Raw genomic sequence first — 14,555 nt, 5'->3', positions numbered from 1 at the left:
TCGTTAACATAAGCTTAAAATATAAGAGCTTAACTTCTCCTCGCTAAATCCAAAATGCTCAAATACATCTTTATCTTTTCCACTTTCACCAAAGCTTTCTATGCCATACACCTCATCACAAATTCTATAAAGTTCATTTGAATTTGCAGCTTCAACACCGATAACTTTGCCTTGTAGAATTCTTTCTTTATATGATTTTTCTTGAGCGATAAATAATTCATAACATGGCATAGAAACCACATTCATAATCACGCCTTTTTCTTTTAAAAGCTTAGCTGCTTTTAGACACAATGACACCTCACTACCACTAGCTAAAAGTGTAAATTGCGCATTGGTATTTTCTTCTAGCAAATAAGCCCCATTTGCTACATCACCAAAAACAGGTTCGCTTAAAGCGCTTAATTTTTGACGTGATAGCACAAAAACACTTGGCATATTAGTTTTAAGTGCTATTTGCCATGCTTTTACATTTTCAACCCCATCAGCTACCCTAAATGTTAGTGAATTTGGCATAGCTCTAAAAGTGCTAAGTTGTTCTATAGGTTGGTGTGTTGGACCATCTTCGCCCACACCTATACTATCGTGAGTAAAGATAAAAAAGTGTTTGATTTTCATCAAAGCTGCTATTCTTGCAGCAGGTTTTAAATACTCACTAAAGATAAAAAAAGTAGCACAATAAGGCATAAACAAACCATATCTTGCAAACGCATTTGATATCGCAGCCATCGCATGCTCTCTAATACCATAGTGGATATTTTTTCCATTTGGGAAATTACCCATATCTTTGAGTTCGGTTTTATTTGATGGACCCAAATCCGCACTACCACCTAAAAATCCCGGTAAAGCTTTAGCTATAGCGTTTAAAATCGCACCATTGCTATCTCTAGTGGCTAGATCTTTTCCTTTAAAGTCTGGAAATTCGATTTTTGAAAAATCAGGCTCTAAAAGCTCTTTTAACAAAGCTTGTTTTGAAGGATCAAGCTTGTTAACCTTATCTTGCCACTTAGCTTGCGCTAAATCCCCAAGCTCTACTGCTGCACCAAAACGCACTTTTACATCTTCTGGAATTTCAAAAGTTTTTTGTGGGTCAAATCCTAAAGCTTCTTTTGCTTTTTTAATAAGCTCTTCACCTAAAGGTGCTCCGTGTGAATGATGACTTCCTTCAAGATCCAAAGCGCCTTTTGCTATGGTAGTATGCGCGATGATCAAGCAAGGCTTTTTACTTTCTTTAGCAGTTTTTAACGCTAAGTCAATTTGCTCAAAATCATGCCCATCTATCTCAAGTACTTCAAAATTTTGCGCTCTAAAACGCTCTTTTACATTTTCATTAAAGGCAATTGCCACATCACCTTCGATTGAAATATTATTGCTATCATAAATAATGATTAAATTATCAAGATTATGCACACCTGCTAAAGAACAAGCTTCATAAGAAATTCCTTCTTGCAAGTCTCCATCACCACATAAACAATACACCTTGTGATTGATAATATCTTCGCCCAAAAGCAAGCTTGCTTTTTTAGCAGCCATAGCAAAACCCACCGCATTTGCAATACCTTGTCCTAAAGGCCCTGTAGCAATCTCAACTCCTGGAGTAAAAATTTCCGGATGGCCTGGAGTTTTAGAGTGCAATTGGCGGAAATTTTTTAAATCCTCTAAACTTATATCATAACCACTCAAATGTAAAAAACTATAAAGCAACGCACTTGCATGACCACCTGAAAAAACTAATCTATCACGGTTTAACCAAGTTGGATCTTTTGGATTATGTACCAAATGGGTGCTTAAAACACTTATGATATCTGCCAAGCCCATAGGTGCACCTGGGTGACCTGAATTTGCTTTTTGCACCATATCTGCACATAAAAATCTTATCGTATTAGCTTGTTTTTGTAACATTTTTAACCCTTTAAATATTTATCAATCAAAATTTGAAGCTCATCAGCAAGCTTAGAATCTAAATTTTTCATTTTTTCTTCACATAAAGCGATTTTATCATTTTTTGCCTTTTTCGCACCTTCTAAACCCAAAAGTTTCACAAAAGAATTTTTATGTAAATCATTGTGAGTTGGCTTACCCGCTTCTTGTGTGTCTAAAGTCGCATCAATGATATCATCTTTGATTTGAAAAACTAAGCCTATTAAAAGCCCTATTTCATAAATTTGTTCGCATTCTTTTTCATCTAACTCACAAATTTCACAGCCCATTTTTAAACTTGCTGCGATTAATCTTGCAGTTTTATGGATATGCAAGAACTCTACTTGCTCTAAATTTAGTGGCTGATCTTCAAAATAACAATCAATCGCCTGACCGATGATCATACCACCAAGCCCTGCATTAAAAGCTAAAGTTTCTATGAGTTTTAATTTTACACTTTCTTTTAAATCAAGCCTTGAAAGCAGTAAAAAAGCTTCAGTATTCAAAGCATCGCCCACCAAAATAGCAGTGGTTTCATCATATTTTTTGTGTAAAGTTTGTTTTCCTCTACGCAAAGAAGCATTATCCATAGCAGGTAAATCATCGTGTATTAAAGAATAAGTATGGATAAACTCTAAAGCCAAAGCTGCATTTAAAGCCTTTTCAAACAAAGCAGGATTTTTAGCATTGACTATCCCTAAAAGTAATTGGGCTCTAAAATGCTTTCCGCCGGCTTCTAACATCCATTTTAATGCTTCATTAAAAAATGGATGAAAACTTTGACTTTTAGGAAAATTTTGCTCTAAGTGCTGTTTGAATTTTTGTAAAATCACTTATTTAGCCTTATAAAAAAGTCAAAATATCCTTTATTAAAATGTTCAAAATCATTATTTATCGCTGAAGGGATATTTGTCGCTTGTCTTGAAACCAAAACATCAAAAGCATTAGCCTGAGCTAAGATTGCTTGAAAATCATTAAAGTTGTTTATTTTTTGGTTGTTTACTCTTAAGATCTTATCGCCTTTCATAAATCCTGCCATTTGTGCTTTAGAATTTGGAATGACTTCTATCACATTCATTTTTGTGTCAACACGCAAGCCTAGATTACTATAAAATGATGTTGGTTTAACCGGTGCAACTTTTTTTGGTTTAGCAAACACTCCTAAGTCTTTGTCAAAAACTACGGTAGAAATGTTTACATCTTTGTTATCTCTTAGCATATTAAAGTACAAAGTTGCGCCGCGATCAGCAAATAAAATTTTCTCATTCAACTTTCTTAGATCATCATAAACTTGACCATCTACACTCACTAGCTCATCATTGAGTAAAAATTGTCCGTTTTTGCGTACATTTTTAACATAAATTTTACCATCGCGCATATCAAAATCTACACCGATATCGCCCCAGTATACATCAGGGTATTTTGCAAAATGCTTTAAGTAGCGATTTCCTATAAGCTTGCCATTATCTAAAGTGATACCTAGCATTTTACAACAAGGCGAATTTAATTCTCCGATCTTTGAAGTAAAATCAAGCTGATCACGTTCTGTTAAATTTTGCCCAAAATACTTCAAATGCCCTATATAGCTTTTATTATGATCTAAAATTCCCACCCAGCTATTGCGTGTTAATTCTTCTTCATTTCCCATAGGAGCAGGGATTAAACTAAAATCAGTTTTAACTAAATACAAATTTAAAAACGGATCGTATTTTGTATAGCTATTTAATTTTGCATTTTGTGTTTTTACCACTGCTAGAGTGTTTTCATTTAAAGCAAAAGCAGGCAAACCCTCATAGTTTAACATACTTGCTTTGTTTTTCTCATAACACCCTAAAAAATCATTAAAAGTCGGTCTTGGCACAGCAAAAAGCACACAAGCCATACCTAAAATACAAAGTAAAATTCTCATAGCATTCCCATCCCACTAAATAAATTACTAGCCATTGATTTTTTATTTTGTTCTACCATTTTTAGCACATCATTCATCGCAGCAATCAATAAAATTTGCATTGACTCTTTATCTTCAAGCAAAGAATCATCAATATTCACATCGATAATTTCCCCTTTTCCATTTGCGCTAACTTTGACTAAGCCACCGCCACTTTTTGCGCTAAATTCTTTTTTTAAAGCTTCTTGCTCTAATTCATTTGCCTTTTCTTGAGCCTTAGTTAAAAGCTCGCCCATTTTAGAAAAATCCATATTTTCAAACATTTATTTTCCTTCGTTTAATATCTCTAATACCACTTCTTTATCATTAAAAGGGTATTGCACGCCTTTGATCTCTTGGTAGGTTTCATCTCCCTTACCCAAAATCACGACAAATTCATCTTTAGTTTTAAACTCTAAAGCTTTTTTAATCGCTTCTTTTCTATCACATTCTACTAAAATGCTTTCATCTTGTTCTACACCACTTAAAATATCACTAATGATATCCATAGGTTCTTCAAAGCGAGGATTATCACTTGTGATGATAAGTTTTTTAGCATAATGTTTTGCGATTTTTGCCATTAAAGGACGCTTGGTTTTATCTCTATTTCCACCCGCTCCAAACACTACAATCAAATCACGGTATTTTAAAGCATCTAAAACCTTTTCTATACCATCTGGTGTATGCGCAAAATCCACGATCACATCTTTGGCAACCACTTGCATTCTGCCTTCAATGCCACCAAAATTACTAATGGCTTTTTCTAGTTCTTTTAAATTTGGCTTTACAAGTTCATTTACACAAGCACTCGCAGCTAAAAGATTGTAAAGATTAAAAAGCCCCACTAAAGAAGAATCGATCATAAAAGTGTCTTTGCCAAAATTTACCACAGCTTCTATGCCATTTTTTAAAGCATAAGCTTTGATGTGATAATAACTTGGATTTTCCACCCCATAAGTAAAAGCACCTTTAACATTAAAACAAATAGCTTTTGCATCTTTGTTGATAAATTTCATGCTTTCATCAGTGAAAAAACTTTCCTTTGCAGCCTGGTAATTTTCAAAATTTTGATGAAAATCCAAATGATCTTGCGTGATATTGGTAAAAATTTTAGCCTTAAACTCAAGTCCCTCGATACGCTTTTGCACCAAAGCATGCGAACTTACTTCCATGACTAAAAAATCACACTTTTCTTTACTAGCTAAAGACAAAAGCTCCAAAGTTTGCAAAATAGGAGCAGTGGTTAAGCCTTTGGGGCTTACTTTTTTATCATTGATGTAACTTCCCCTAGTTCCCATCAAAGCACATTTATAACCCAAATCAAGCAAAATAGAATAAATCGCACCCGCAGTGGTTGTTTTACCATTGGTTCCTGTAATGCCTATGATTTGGATATTTTCATCGATATTTAAAAGCTTTTTAGCCTCATCAACACTAATGACCTTTGCTTCTTTTTCTAAGGCTTGCTGAAGAAATTTTTCATTTTGTGCAGTTTTTAAAAAATAACACCCTTTTTCACATTCGTTAGAATTATCACAAATGAAAGTGTTATCAATCTTTACTACCATAGTTTAATTCCTTGATTTTCTCACTCAGTTTAATAAACCTATAATTTGAATAAAAATGCGCCGAAACATCTTCCATATAGGCAACAAGCATATCTTTATAGCCATGTTCTAAAAGCTTTTCTAAAAAATCCACAAAATCTTCTTTGTCGTTGATAATAAGCTTATTAGATATTATAACATTTTCTAATGCCTGTTTAAACCCAACTTTTGCTTCACTCAGCAAAAAGTCTTGATAACTCAAACCTTCAAAATCCTCGCTATCTTCTTCAAATTGTACGCTTTGACTAAGATTAATAAGTTTTTCAATATCCTTATCAACCTTAGTGTTTTTGTAATTTTGCATAAAAAATTCAAAAAACACAAACGCCTCTTCAGGGCTTTTTAAGGCCAAATCGCAAATATTGATAAAGGTTAAAAGTCTTTTGTTTTTGCGTTTTTCATACGCAAGAGAAAAATACATCTTGGCATTTTTAAAGTCTTTATTATAAAAACATTCTATGGCTATTTTTTTATAATTTTGCAAATTCGCTTTCTCCACCTGCTAAATTTACTATGGTAATATCTGGGTGTATGTCGATTTTAAGCTGTTTTTCCAAACCGTATTTTAAAGTCGTTCCGCTAGCTGGACAGCCATGACATGCACCGGTTAATTTAACATATACTACACCATTTTTAACCCCTAAAAAATCAAGCCCGCCACCATCATTTTCTAAAATATGCATAGTTTTAGCTAAACTTGCTTTGACAGGCTCGATCAACTCCTCATCACTAAAAGGCATATTCATAACTTTTCCTTGATTATTTTTATTTTAATTTTATCTTATTTGCCTTTAAAAAATGTAAATTATTGTTTATTTTAGACTTTTTGCTATACAATGGTAAAAATATTTTAGGACTTCTTATGCAAAAACACACACAAATCAAAGGTTTTGAAAAACTTAAACTCATTTTTATCTTAGGATTTTTATCTGCCATAGCACCACTTTCTACTGATATGTATCTACCCGCTTTAAACCAAGTAGAGCAAAGTTTTCATACTAATTCTTTTTTTACCCAACTTTCTCTTGCAAGTTTTTTTATCGCCTTTTCTTTAGGGCAACTTTTTTATGGGCCTTTAAGTGATGTGTATGGAAGAAAAAAACCTTTATATATAGGACTTTTTATTTTTATTTCTTCTAGTATCGCCTGTGTTTTAGTGGACTCAATCCACGCTTTTATAGCTTTGCGTTTTTTTGAAGCCTTAGGAGGTTGTGTGGGTGTAGTTGTAGCAAGAGCTATCGTAAATGATGTTTTTGATCTTAAAGAAGCCGCTGGGGTTTATGCTTTGATGATGGTTTTTACCTCACTAGCTCCTATGCTTTCTCCTACCTTTGGTGGAATTTTGCTAGAGTTTTTTTCTTGGCGTAGTATATTTTTGACACTATTTGTCTTAGGTTTTATTTTATTTTTGCTTGTTATTTTTGTTTTAAAAGAAAGCAACCACAACACCCAAGGTAAAACATTCAACCATAAAGCAGTGATAAAAAGCTACAAAAAAGTCTTAAAAGATCGCCGTTTTGTGGTGTATTTACTTTGCGGTAATTTAATCTTTGCGGGATTTTTTGCGTATTTGACAGGGTCATCTTTTGTTTTTACTCGTGTTTTTGGACTTAGCGAACAACAATATGCTGCTTTATTTGGTGCTCATGCGTTAAGCTTTGTCATCTGTGCTAATATCAACGCAAGAATTGTGCGTCGATTTTCTCCTTATTATGTTTTACCTAAAGCTTTTACGATGATCACGTTTTTTACCTTTGTGCTGATTTTAGGAGCGACTTTTGATCTAGGTTTTTGGGCTTTTGAAATTCCTTTATGTTTGATCATAGCAAGCTTGGGTTTTATTTTACCCAACACCACTACCCTAGCCATGGCAAGATCTAAACAACACGCAGGAAGTGCCTCTGCACTCTTAGGCGCAACACAATTTGCCATGGCAGGAGTGATGGCATTTTTTGTCAGTCTTTTAAATGCAAATACACCTATATTTTTATCAGTTATTTTAGGAACTTGCACATTTTTATCTTTAGTTTCGTATTTAAGATTAACCAATAAAAGAAAGTTAAATAAAATCAAAAAGAAGTTAAGTGCGATGTCTCGCACTTAATTAAGCAATATTTTTGAAAAGATTCACTGACTATATCGAACCTTTTTCAAAAAACTTTATATCTAGTAATATTATAATCTTAAACATTCATCACATAACCAAACTTTTAATCTTGCTTTGGCTTTTTGAAAACCTTAATGCATTAAAGATTAAAATTTATGATGATAAAATCATTAGTAGAATATTGTGTTTGTAAATTTTTATTTTAACTTGTCGATATGCAAATCATGCTACTCACTCCTTAAGGCAAAAAAGAAGTGAGTTAGCAATAGATTGAAGGCTTCAAGGCTATCAAGTATTACAAGGCTACCTCGATAACCTTGTAAAGCTTGATCCCAAGGTTTTTAAAACCTTGGGTTAAAATTATTGTTTTAATTGAAGCAAAGTATTTAAAAGCTGATCACTTGTGGTAATCGTTTTTGAGTTTGCTTGATAACCTCTTTGGATTACGATAAGCTCAGTTAATGCACGACTTAAATCCACATTTGACATTTCTATAGCTGAGCCTTTTAAGCCCCCTCTACCACCTTCACCAGCATGACCTATAGTAGGACTACCTGAGTTTGCTGTTGCTTTAAAAAGGTTATTACCCATTTCTTCAAGACCCATGTTATTTGGGAAAGTAGCTAGAGCAACCTTAGCTAGAGCTAGAGTTTTACCATTTGTAAATTCTCCATAGATATAACCATTCTCATCAGTTCTTAATGCATCTGGCTTTAAGTTACCCCCTGTGTAACCATCAGTTTCTTGTTTAGTGGTAGCTGAGTCTTTATCATAGCTTGTTAAACCATCAAAACCACCTGTTGTACCAAAATCAAGTTTTATAACTTGATCAGGTTTTGAGCCATTATTTCCAGTGAAGTTTAATACATTTGGCGTATAGCTTTGTAAAGAGCCATCATTACCAAATCTTAAATTTCCTACTACTATGTTTCCTGGAGCACCATCGCCACTAAAATTTATCTCTGCAGGCTCAGGTACTGAGATGATAATAGACCATTCAGCTCCACCATCTGCTGTTTTACTTTGCTTAGTAAATTGCACAGTTAGCTCATGTCTAGTTCCTAATGAGTCAAAAATTTCTATACTAGCAGTATGAGCTGAAAGATACATGTCTTGAGAATATTTTTCATTATTACCTGCATTGAAATTTCCATCTAAGGCACTAAACATCGCTGTGAATTTATCATTTGTGGCGATTTTATTAGCCTCATTAGAATAACCTGTAACTTTAAAAGTCATGTCTTTGGAATTTTCATCTAATTTAGGATTTGTAATTTTAAATCTACCATCACTTTCAACTACTACTTCTACACCGGCATTTGCATCTTCTCCTGCGCCACCACCATTGTTCCAATTTTCTAATTTTCCATCTCCATCATAATCCACACCCCATCTTGCATCTCTTTGCATAAGCTCTCTTAAATCTTCGGTTGTATGAAAAGTTCTTTGTCCATTTATGCTAGGCATATGCGCATCTGTTTGATTATTCGCGTTTGGATTAGGATTTGGTCCTATATCTACATTATTTGGACTATAAATATATTCATGAGCTGTAACTACTTGGACAGTAGTTTTCGCTGCACCATTGTCAACACCTAACCAAGCACTCCTAGGTTGTCCTTGAACCTGTATATTATCAGCTGTAACCTGATTATTTCCAGGGGCATTTTGTATTCTAACTTGTCCACCTGCTGTAGTTGCATTATTTATAGTAATATCTAAATTTTTAGATTTTGCCGTAGTTCCTGTGCTATTATCGTTTGTAAAAGTTATTTTACCATCTACTATAGAAGCTACTACACCAGTTTCTGCTGTCTTAGCATTGATAGCGTTGATAAAAGTTTCTTGCCCCACACCTTCAGCTTTTATATTTACACCATTGATATTAATATCTAAAACAGCATTTACCATTGTTCCATCTGGTTGCTTAAAGCCCCAAAATGTATAATCAGTATTTGCTTGCCATTTTGAAGGATCTTGTGGTAAATCCGGTTTTATAGTAACATTTGATGTGTGCTTCGCGTCAGCATAACTTATCCATATACCTTGACCACTTCTTAAGTTTAAGCCCTCACCCTGAGCATTAAACACTACGCCCATATCTACACCTTTTTCAGTTACTTGGGCTCCACTTTTTGAAGTAGTGTAAAACTCAGTATGGCCTGTATCATTTTCATCTATTGCTGTTCCTGTATCAGTTCTCATACCATGAACAGAATCAAGAGCATAGATAGGACGCTTAGCAGAAGCATTCATACCTAAAGTATTACCACTATCTAAATTTGCTGTAAGTTTTACAGAAGAACTTGGTCTAGCAGGCATACTCATGCCAGGTGGGATTACGATATCACCTACTGAAGTTGAAGAGTCAATTTGACCTGTTTCTTGGTTGTAGTTCCAGCCTTGAACAGTATAGCCGTTATTATCTACGAAATTTCCTACCGCGTCTGTTTTAAAATCCCCTGCACGGGTATAATACTGAGTGGTGCCACCATCATTTGATACGATGAAAAATCCATCTCCATTAATAGCCATATCGGTGTTTTTATCTGTGGTTTGGATATTACCTTGAGAGTGAATTCTAGTCGTAGAATTTACGCCTGCACCAAGTCCAACTTGCATAGGGTTTTTACCACCTAAATTGCCATCTGGAGCTGTAGCTATCTTAGAAGTTTGGCTCATAAGCGTTGAGAAATCCGCACGAGAATACTTAAAACCAAATGTATTAACATTTGCTATGTTGTTACCTTCTACATCCATTGCGTATTGGTGTGCTTGGAGTCCTGAAACCCCAGCCCAAAGAGATCTCATCATAATTAAATCCTTTAAAAAATATTGCTTTGTGAATATCTCACAATCTTCTATTGCTTAGCTAATGTAAAGCAAGAACTGTTCCAAAAATACAGCAAAATGTTACAAATTTGAAGATTTATACTAGAAAATAATGTTAGAAAATGATAAAAAATGATTTTAGTCCGAATTAAAACAGATGTATTGGATATAAAATGCCAAAACTATGCATTAAAATATAAAGTTTTTTAAAAATCACTCGATATAGTCAGTGAATCTTTTCAAAAATATTGCTTAATTAAGCGTGAGAAATCACGCTTAACTTTTATTAAAAGTTTTCTAAAGCAAGAATATTAAGATCTTTATTTTTAAAGTCTTTGTCGTTGGTAAATAAAATCATATTTTCTTTTTTGCAAATTTCTACTAAAGCTTTATCACATAAATCAATAGTTTCATTGTCTAAAACTTTTATAATAAAATCTTTATCAAAATCTACCATAACAAGAAAAAATTTATCTAATAATGATTTAACAATATTGGTAATATCTTTTTCTATCTCCAAACCTTCTGGACTATTTCTAAAATTTTTATATTTAAGTTGCTTATTTATTTCTTTTGCCTTTTCAAATTCAATTTTCATGCAACGATTATAAAATTCAGAAATATTTAAAAAACTAGTATAACACAGGGCTTTTGTTTTTAAAAGCTCATTGTATAAACTAGCACATTCTTCTTGTAATTTTTTGTCACTTGCATAAAAAAGATAAATCAAAATATTGGTATCAAAAAATATTTTTTTATTGTTAAATGTAGTGATATCTTTTAAATAATAGACAACTGACATCAATCTTCTTCTAAAATTTCTTTTATAGATTGTCTGATTTTATCAGGATTTTTATAATAACTTTTAGCATTAGCTGTTACTCTTTTTAACATTGCTTTATCTTCATCTTTCATGTTTTCAACACTCAATTTTTCTTTTATATATTCTTCACTAAAATCATTATATAAATTTCCTATAGCAGAATTTAAAAAAGCTGTTGTCAAGATATTTATATCTTTAAATGATAACACTACTTTATCTTTAGCTTCTAATATTTTTTTTATCTCTGTAAAAACTTTTTGTCCATCTTCAGATAAAATACATTGGCTATTTGTAAGTTGATTTATATTTATTGTTTTAGTTTGCATATTTTTTCCTTAAAATAAATCATCATCTTCTATTTTTAACTGATATGAGTTAGTATCATTTGTTTTAAATATCATATTAACCATACTACCACAAAATTCATAATCTAAAGTATTATATTTTTCTTTATTGTCACTCATTTCATATAAACAATCTCCACTTAAAATTTGCAATCTTCCTTGATTTAATTTTATAAATTCTATTATAAGCTTAAACCCAAGACCTCCTGTTTGTTCTTTGGTTGTATGTCCTTCTTTTATAGCCCATTTAATAGCACTTTCGGAAGAAAATTTTTGTCCAAAATAATTATTTAATTTTTTAGCAAATCCTATTCCAGAATCAACAATAGAAAAATACAACTCATGTTCTTTCTCATCTAAAAAACTACAAATATAAATTTTATCACTTTCGCTGTGTATATTTGCGTTATCAAAGATTTCAAAAATTGATTTTGCAATTTCTTTTTTTACCAATTTACTTATTTTTGGAAATTCTTTATGATCTAATATTACTGAATTAACATACTCCTTAAATACTTCACTTTTAGATTCTTCTTTTGTTTTTATATGGAAGTATTGTTTAAGTTTAGAATGTTTTGTGAAATTTCTTTCATAATTGAAATTTTCTAAAAATCCAATATTATGTAATTTTGAATTACTTGATTTGATAGTAATATTATAAGTTTTTAAATATTTTTCTATATAAACACCCAATAAAGCACACAAACTTACATCAAAAGAATCTTCAATTTGGATAATAATATTATCTGAAAAATTATATTCGGAAAATATTTTTCCAAACTTTAGAATTTTATTATATCCTTTCAAATCACTTTGGATATCTTTTAAAAGATGATGAATAAATATCTCTTTATTGATATTCATACTATTTATTTTGAATTTCTTTCTTTTAATTTAGCAATCACATCATTTAAACTCAAATTTGCATCAGCCAATAAAACATCTAAATGATAAAGCAAGTCTGCTGCTTCGCAGATTAATTCATCTTTGTCTTTAACAGTAGCAGCTAAAGCAGTTTCAACGCCTTCTTCGCCTACTTTTTGTGCGATACGTTTGGTGCCTTTTGCAAAAAGTTCAGCTGTATAAGAAGAGTTTGGAGCAAGGTTTTTACGCGAATTGATAAGTCTTTCAAGACGCGATAAAAATACAAAATCAGCTCTTTTGGAAATTTGCTCAAAACAAGAAATTTCGCCACTATGACAAGTAGGCCCATAAGGTTTAGCTAGGATCAAAACACAGTCTTTATCACAGTCAAGCCCCATATCAACAATGTGCAAAAAATTCCCACTCTCTTTACCCTTCATCCATAAGCGCGCCTTGGTGCGTGAGTAAAAGACAACTTTTTGATGTTTAAAGCTTTCTTTTAAAGCTTCTTCATTCATATAACCTTGCATTAAAACTTCACACGAGTGGTAATCTTGAATGATCACCGGAACAAGCCCATCAACCTTTTGCCAATTAACGCTTTTTATAAATTCTTCTTGATCTATCTTCATAGCTTTTCCTTTTTATATGCGAATTTGTATGCCTTGATCTTTCAAAAATAATTTTAATTCTTTAATATCTATCAGCTTTTTATGAAACACTGAAGCCGCTAAAGCTCCATCAACCCCAAGCTTAAAAGCATCTAAAAAATGCTCCTTAGCTCCTGCGCCACCACTTGCTACCAAAGGCACAGGACAAATTTCCCTTACTCTAGCAAGCTGATCTAGATCATAACCCTTTCTCATGCCATCTTGATTCATCATGTTTAACACGATCTCTCCTGCACCTAGTTCGCATGCTTGTTTGATCCACTCTAGTGTCTTTTTACCACTGTGGCGAGATTTACTCTCATCTCCGGTGTATTGATATACCAAAAGTTCGCCATTTTCATCTTTAAAGGTATCTACACCCACAACCACGCATTGCACTCCAAAACTTTTTGCAAGGCGTGAAATCAAATCAGGGTCATTTAAAGCAGGAGAATTGATAGAAATTTTATCTGCACCATTAGCTAGCAACTCTTTTGCATCATCTTCGCTTTTTATACCCCCTGCCACACAAAATGGTATGGAGATATTTTGTGCTATTTTGCTTACCCAAGCTCTGCTAATGCGTTCATTTTTAGTTGAAGCAGAGATATCATAAAACACTAGTTCATCAATGCCATTTTGCGAATAAAACCGAGCAAGTTCTATCACATCGCCCATGTCTTCGTGGTTTTTAAACTGCACGCCTTTTACTACTCTGCCATCTTTTACATCTAAACATGCGATTATGCGTTTTGTAAGCATTCTTTAGCCTCCTTTATGCCAAATTCTTTATCAAGTAAGGCTTTGCCTACAATGATACCACTTACTATGCCATTTAACTTTTTAAAATCCTCTAAACTTGCCACACCTCCGCTTGCTTGAGTTTGCAAGTGTGGAAATTTCTCATATAAAGCCTTATATAAAGCGATGTTTGCCCCACTCATTGTGCCATCTTTAGAAATATCTGTGCATAAAATATGCTTGATATTTTTATAAAAATTTAAAAGTTCAAATAATTTTTCATCGCTTGTTTTACTCCATGCATCTATAGCGACAAAAAACTCATCTTCAACGCAAACACTATCAAGCGCTAAGACTACATTTTCTACGCCAAATTCATCTAAAAGCTCTTGTGTGAAGGCTTTATTTTTAACCGCTAAAGATCCTATAACTACACGCTTAACACCACTTTCAAACAAAGCTTTTATCTCTTCTTTGGTGCGAATTCCCCCACCTACTTGAAGATTTACTTTGATTTTTGAAGCTAAATTTTCTATAAGCTTAAGCTGTCTTTGACTAGGATCTTTTGCACCACTTAAGTCTACTAAATGAAGCCACTCAATACCTTGAGCTTCATACTCTTGAAATTTAGTTAAAGGATCAAAGCTGTATTCTTGTTTTTTAGCATAATCACCTTTATAAAGCCTTACTACTTTGCCATCTATTAAATCCAATGCTGGAATGATTTGAGTTTGCATTTTTAC

General features: G+C 32.9%; 16 protein-coding genes. 2 read left to right on the top strand and 14 right to left on the bottom strand.

All coding sequences use genetic code 11. The features are described 5' to 3' along the window. Window positions 1-3: 3 nt before the first annotated feature. From tkt to A0083_RS00670, 7 genes are read right to left on the bottom strand one after another with little or no spacing between them, the layout of a single operon-like run. Window positions 4-1,899 carry a transketolase gene (gene tkt / locus A0083_RS00700; protein ID WP_197553389.1) on the bottom strand — a complete coding sequence of 632 codons (1,896 nt, stop codon included), beginning with the start codon at window positions 1,897-1,899 and terminating at the stop codon, window positions 4-6. A 2-nt stretch (window positions 1,900-1,901) separates the two neighbouring features. Further along, window positions 1,902-2,747 carry a polyprenyl synthetase family protein gene (locus A0083_RS00695; protein ID WP_172586677.1) on the bottom strand — a complete coding sequence of 282 codons (846 nt, stop codon included), beginning with the start codon at window positions 2,745-2,747 and terminating at the stop codon, window positions 1,902-1,904. Beyond that, window positions 2,747-3,826, bottom strand: a complete 1,080-nt coding sequence (locus A0083_RS00690; protein WP_120760711.1) for a DUF7488 domain-containing protein — start codon at window positions 3,824-3,826, stop codon at window positions 2,747-2,749. Before A0083_RS00690 ends, A0083_RS00695 begins: the two co-directional genes overlap by 1 nt. Beyond that, window positions 3,823-4,128, bottom strand: a complete 306-nt coding sequence (locus A0083_RS00685; protein WP_120760710.1) for a YbaB/EbfC family nucleoid-associated protein — start codon at window positions 4,126-4,128, stop codon at window positions 3,823-3,825. The genes A0083_RS00690 and A0083_RS00685 overlap by 4 nt, the downstream gene beginning before the upstream one ends. Further along, entirely contained in the window at window positions 4,129-5,412 is a 1,284-nt protein-coding gene (locus A0083_RS00680; RefSeq protein WP_197553387.1) for a UDP-N-acetylmuramoyl-L-alanyl-D-glutamate--2,6-diaminopimelate ligase, read from the bottom strand. Beyond that, entirely contained in the window at window positions 5,396-5,935 is a 540-nt protein-coding gene (locus tag A0083_RS00675) for a histidine kinase (protein WP_120760708.1), read from the bottom strand. The genes A0083_RS00680 and A0083_RS00675 overlap by 17 nt, the downstream gene beginning before the upstream one ends. Next, window positions 5,922-6,191: an iron-sulfur cluster biogenesis protein NfuA gene (locus A0083_RS00670; RefSeq protein ID WP_039619526.1), complete on the bottom strand. Its 270-nt coding sequence runs from the start codon at window positions 6,189-6,191 to the stop codon at window positions 5,922-5,924. The genes A0083_RS00675 and A0083_RS00670 overlap by 14 nt, the downstream gene beginning before the upstream one ends. A gap of 122 nt (window positions 6,192-6,313) precedes the next feature. Between A0083_RS00670 and A0083_RS00665 the strand changes: the two genes are divergently transcribed. Next, window positions 6,314-7,555 (top strand): multidrug effflux MFS transporter, encoded by a 1,242-nt coding sequence (locus tag A0083_RS00665; protein WP_197553385.1) that lies wholly within the window; start codon window positions 6,314-6,316, stop codon window positions 7,553-7,555. 13 nt (window positions 7,556-7,568) lie between these two features. Continuing rightward, window positions 7,569-7,751 carry a hypothetical protein gene (locus A0083_RS00660; protein WP_120760707.1) on the top strand — a complete coding sequence of 61 codons (183 nt, stop codon included), beginning with the start codon at window positions 7,569-7,571 and terminating at the stop codon, window positions 7,749-7,751. Window positions 7,752-7,918: 167 nt separating this feature from the next. On the opposite strand, the gene flgE is transcribed toward A0083_RS00660, so the two are convergent. The 7 genes from flgE to hisA all read right to left on the bottom strand — a co-directional run bounded on the left by flgE (window position 7,919) and on the right by hisA (window position 14,549). Beyond that, window positions 7,919-10,372 (bottom strand): flagellar hook protein FlgE, encoded by a 2,454-nt coding sequence (gene flgE / locus A0083_RS00655; protein ID WP_197553383.1) that lies wholly within the window; start codon window positions 10,370-10,372, stop codon window positions 7,919-7,921. A 304-nt stretch (window positions 10,373-10,676) separates the two neighbouring features. Next, window positions 10,677-11,192, bottom strand: a complete 516-nt coding sequence (locus A0083_RS00650; RefSeq protein WP_197553381.1) for a type II toxin-antitoxin system VapC family toxin — start codon at window positions 11,190-11,192, stop codon at window positions 10,677-10,679. Beyond that, the gene (locus tag A0083_RS00645; RefSeq protein ID WP_197553379.1) at window positions 11,192-11,539 is read right to left on the bottom strand and encodes an STAS-like domain-containing protein; all 348 of its coding nucleotides are present in this window, start codon (window positions 11,537-11,539) and stop codon (window positions 11,192-11,194) included. The genes A0083_RS00650 and A0083_RS00645 overlap by 1 nt, the downstream gene beginning before the upstream one ends. 9 nt (window positions 11,540-11,548) lie before the next feature. After that, window positions 11,549-12,421 carry an ATP-binding protein gene (locus tag A0083_RS00640; protein WP_197553377.1) on the bottom strand — a complete coding sequence of 291 codons (873 nt, stop codon included), beginning with the start codon at window positions 12,419-12,421 and terminating at the stop codon, window positions 11,549-11,551. A gap of 5 nt (window positions 12,422-12,426) precedes the next feature. Further along, window positions 12,427-13,053, bottom strand: coding sequence for a bifunctional phosphoribosyl-AMP cyclohydrolase/phosphoribosyl-ATP diphosphatase HisIE (hisIE, locus tag A0083_RS00635; protein ID WP_197553375.1), 627 nt, complete (start codon window positions 13,051-13,053; stop codon window positions 12,427-12,429). Between the two features lie 12 nt (window positions 13,054-13,065). Beyond that, on the bottom strand, window positions 13,066-13,833 hold the full coding sequence (hisF, locus tag A0083_RS00630) for an imidazole glycerol phosphate synthase subunit HisF (RefSeq protein WP_197553373.1): 768 nt from the start codon (window positions 13,831-13,833) through the stop codon (window positions 13,066-13,068). Then, complete coding sequence (gene hisA / locus A0083_RS00625; RefSeq protein ID WP_197553371.1) at window positions 13,815-14,549, bottom strand: 1-(5-phosphoribosyl)-5-[(5-phosphoribosylamino)methylideneamino]imidazole-4-carboxamide isomerase; 735 nt, start codon at window positions 14,547-14,549, stop codon at window positions 13,815-13,817. The genes hisF and hisA overlap by 19 nt, the downstream gene beginning before the upstream one ends. Window positions 14,550-14,555: the final 6 nt, after the last annotated feature.

Source organism: Campylobacter sp. 2014D-0216 (assembly GCF_014931215.1).
In the GTDB taxonomy this organism is placed as follows: domain Bacteria; phylum Campylobacterota; class Campylobacteria; order Campylobacterales; family Campylobacteraceae; genus Campylobacter_D.
The sequence above is the reverse complement of the archived record's forward strand: the minus strand, read 5'-3'. Positions and strand labels throughout refer to the sequence as shown.

Coding starts and splice junctions, on each gene's coding strand:
- tkt (WP_197553389.1), bottom strand. CDS start 1,899: ATGTTACAAAAACAAGCTAATACGATAAGATTTTTATGTGCAGATATG.
- A0083_RS00690 (WP_120760711.1), bottom strand. CDS start 3,826: ATGAGAATTTTACTTTGTATTTTAGGTATGGCTTGTGTGCTTTTTGCT.
- A0083_RS00685 (WP_120760710.1), bottom strand. CDS start 4,128: ATGTTTGAAAATATGGATTTTTCTAAAATGGGCGAGCTTTTAACTAAG.
- A0083_RS00680 (WP_197553387.1), bottom strand. CDS start 5,412: ATGGTAGTAAAGATTGATAACACTTTCATTTGTGATAATTCTAACGAA.
- A0083_RS00670 (WP_039619526.1), bottom strand. CDS start 6,191: ATGCCTTTTAGTGATGAGGAGTTGATCGAGCCTGTCAAAGCAAGTTTA.
- A0083_RS00665 (WP_197553385.1), top strand. CDS start 6,314: ATGCAAAAACACACACAAATCAAAGGTTTTGAAAAACTTAAACTCATT.
- flgE (WP_197553383.1), bottom strand. CDS start 10,372: ATGATGAGATCTCTTTGGGCTGGGGTTTCAGGACTCCAAGCACACCAA.
- A0083_RS00650 (WP_197553381.1), bottom strand. CDS start 11,192: ATGTCAGTTGTCTATTATTTAAAAGATATCACTACATTTAACAATAAA.
- A0083_RS00645 (WP_197553379.1), bottom strand. CDS start 11,539: ATGCAAACTAAAACAATAAATATAAATCAACTTACAAATAGCCAATGT.
- A0083_RS00640 (WP_197553377.1), bottom strand. CDS start 12,421: ATGAATATCAATAAAGAGATATTTATTCATCATCTTTTAAAAGATATC.
- hisIE (WP_197553375.1), bottom strand. CDS start 13,053: ATGAAGATAGATCAAGAAGAATTTATAAAAAGCGTTAATTGGCAAAAG.
- hisF (WP_197553373.1), bottom strand. CDS start 13,833: ATGCTTACAAAACGCATAATCGCATGTTTAGATGTAAAAGATGGCAGA.
- hisA (WP_197553371.1), bottom strand. CDS start 14,549: ATGCAAACTCAAATCATTCCAGCATTGGATTTAATAGATGGCAAAGTA.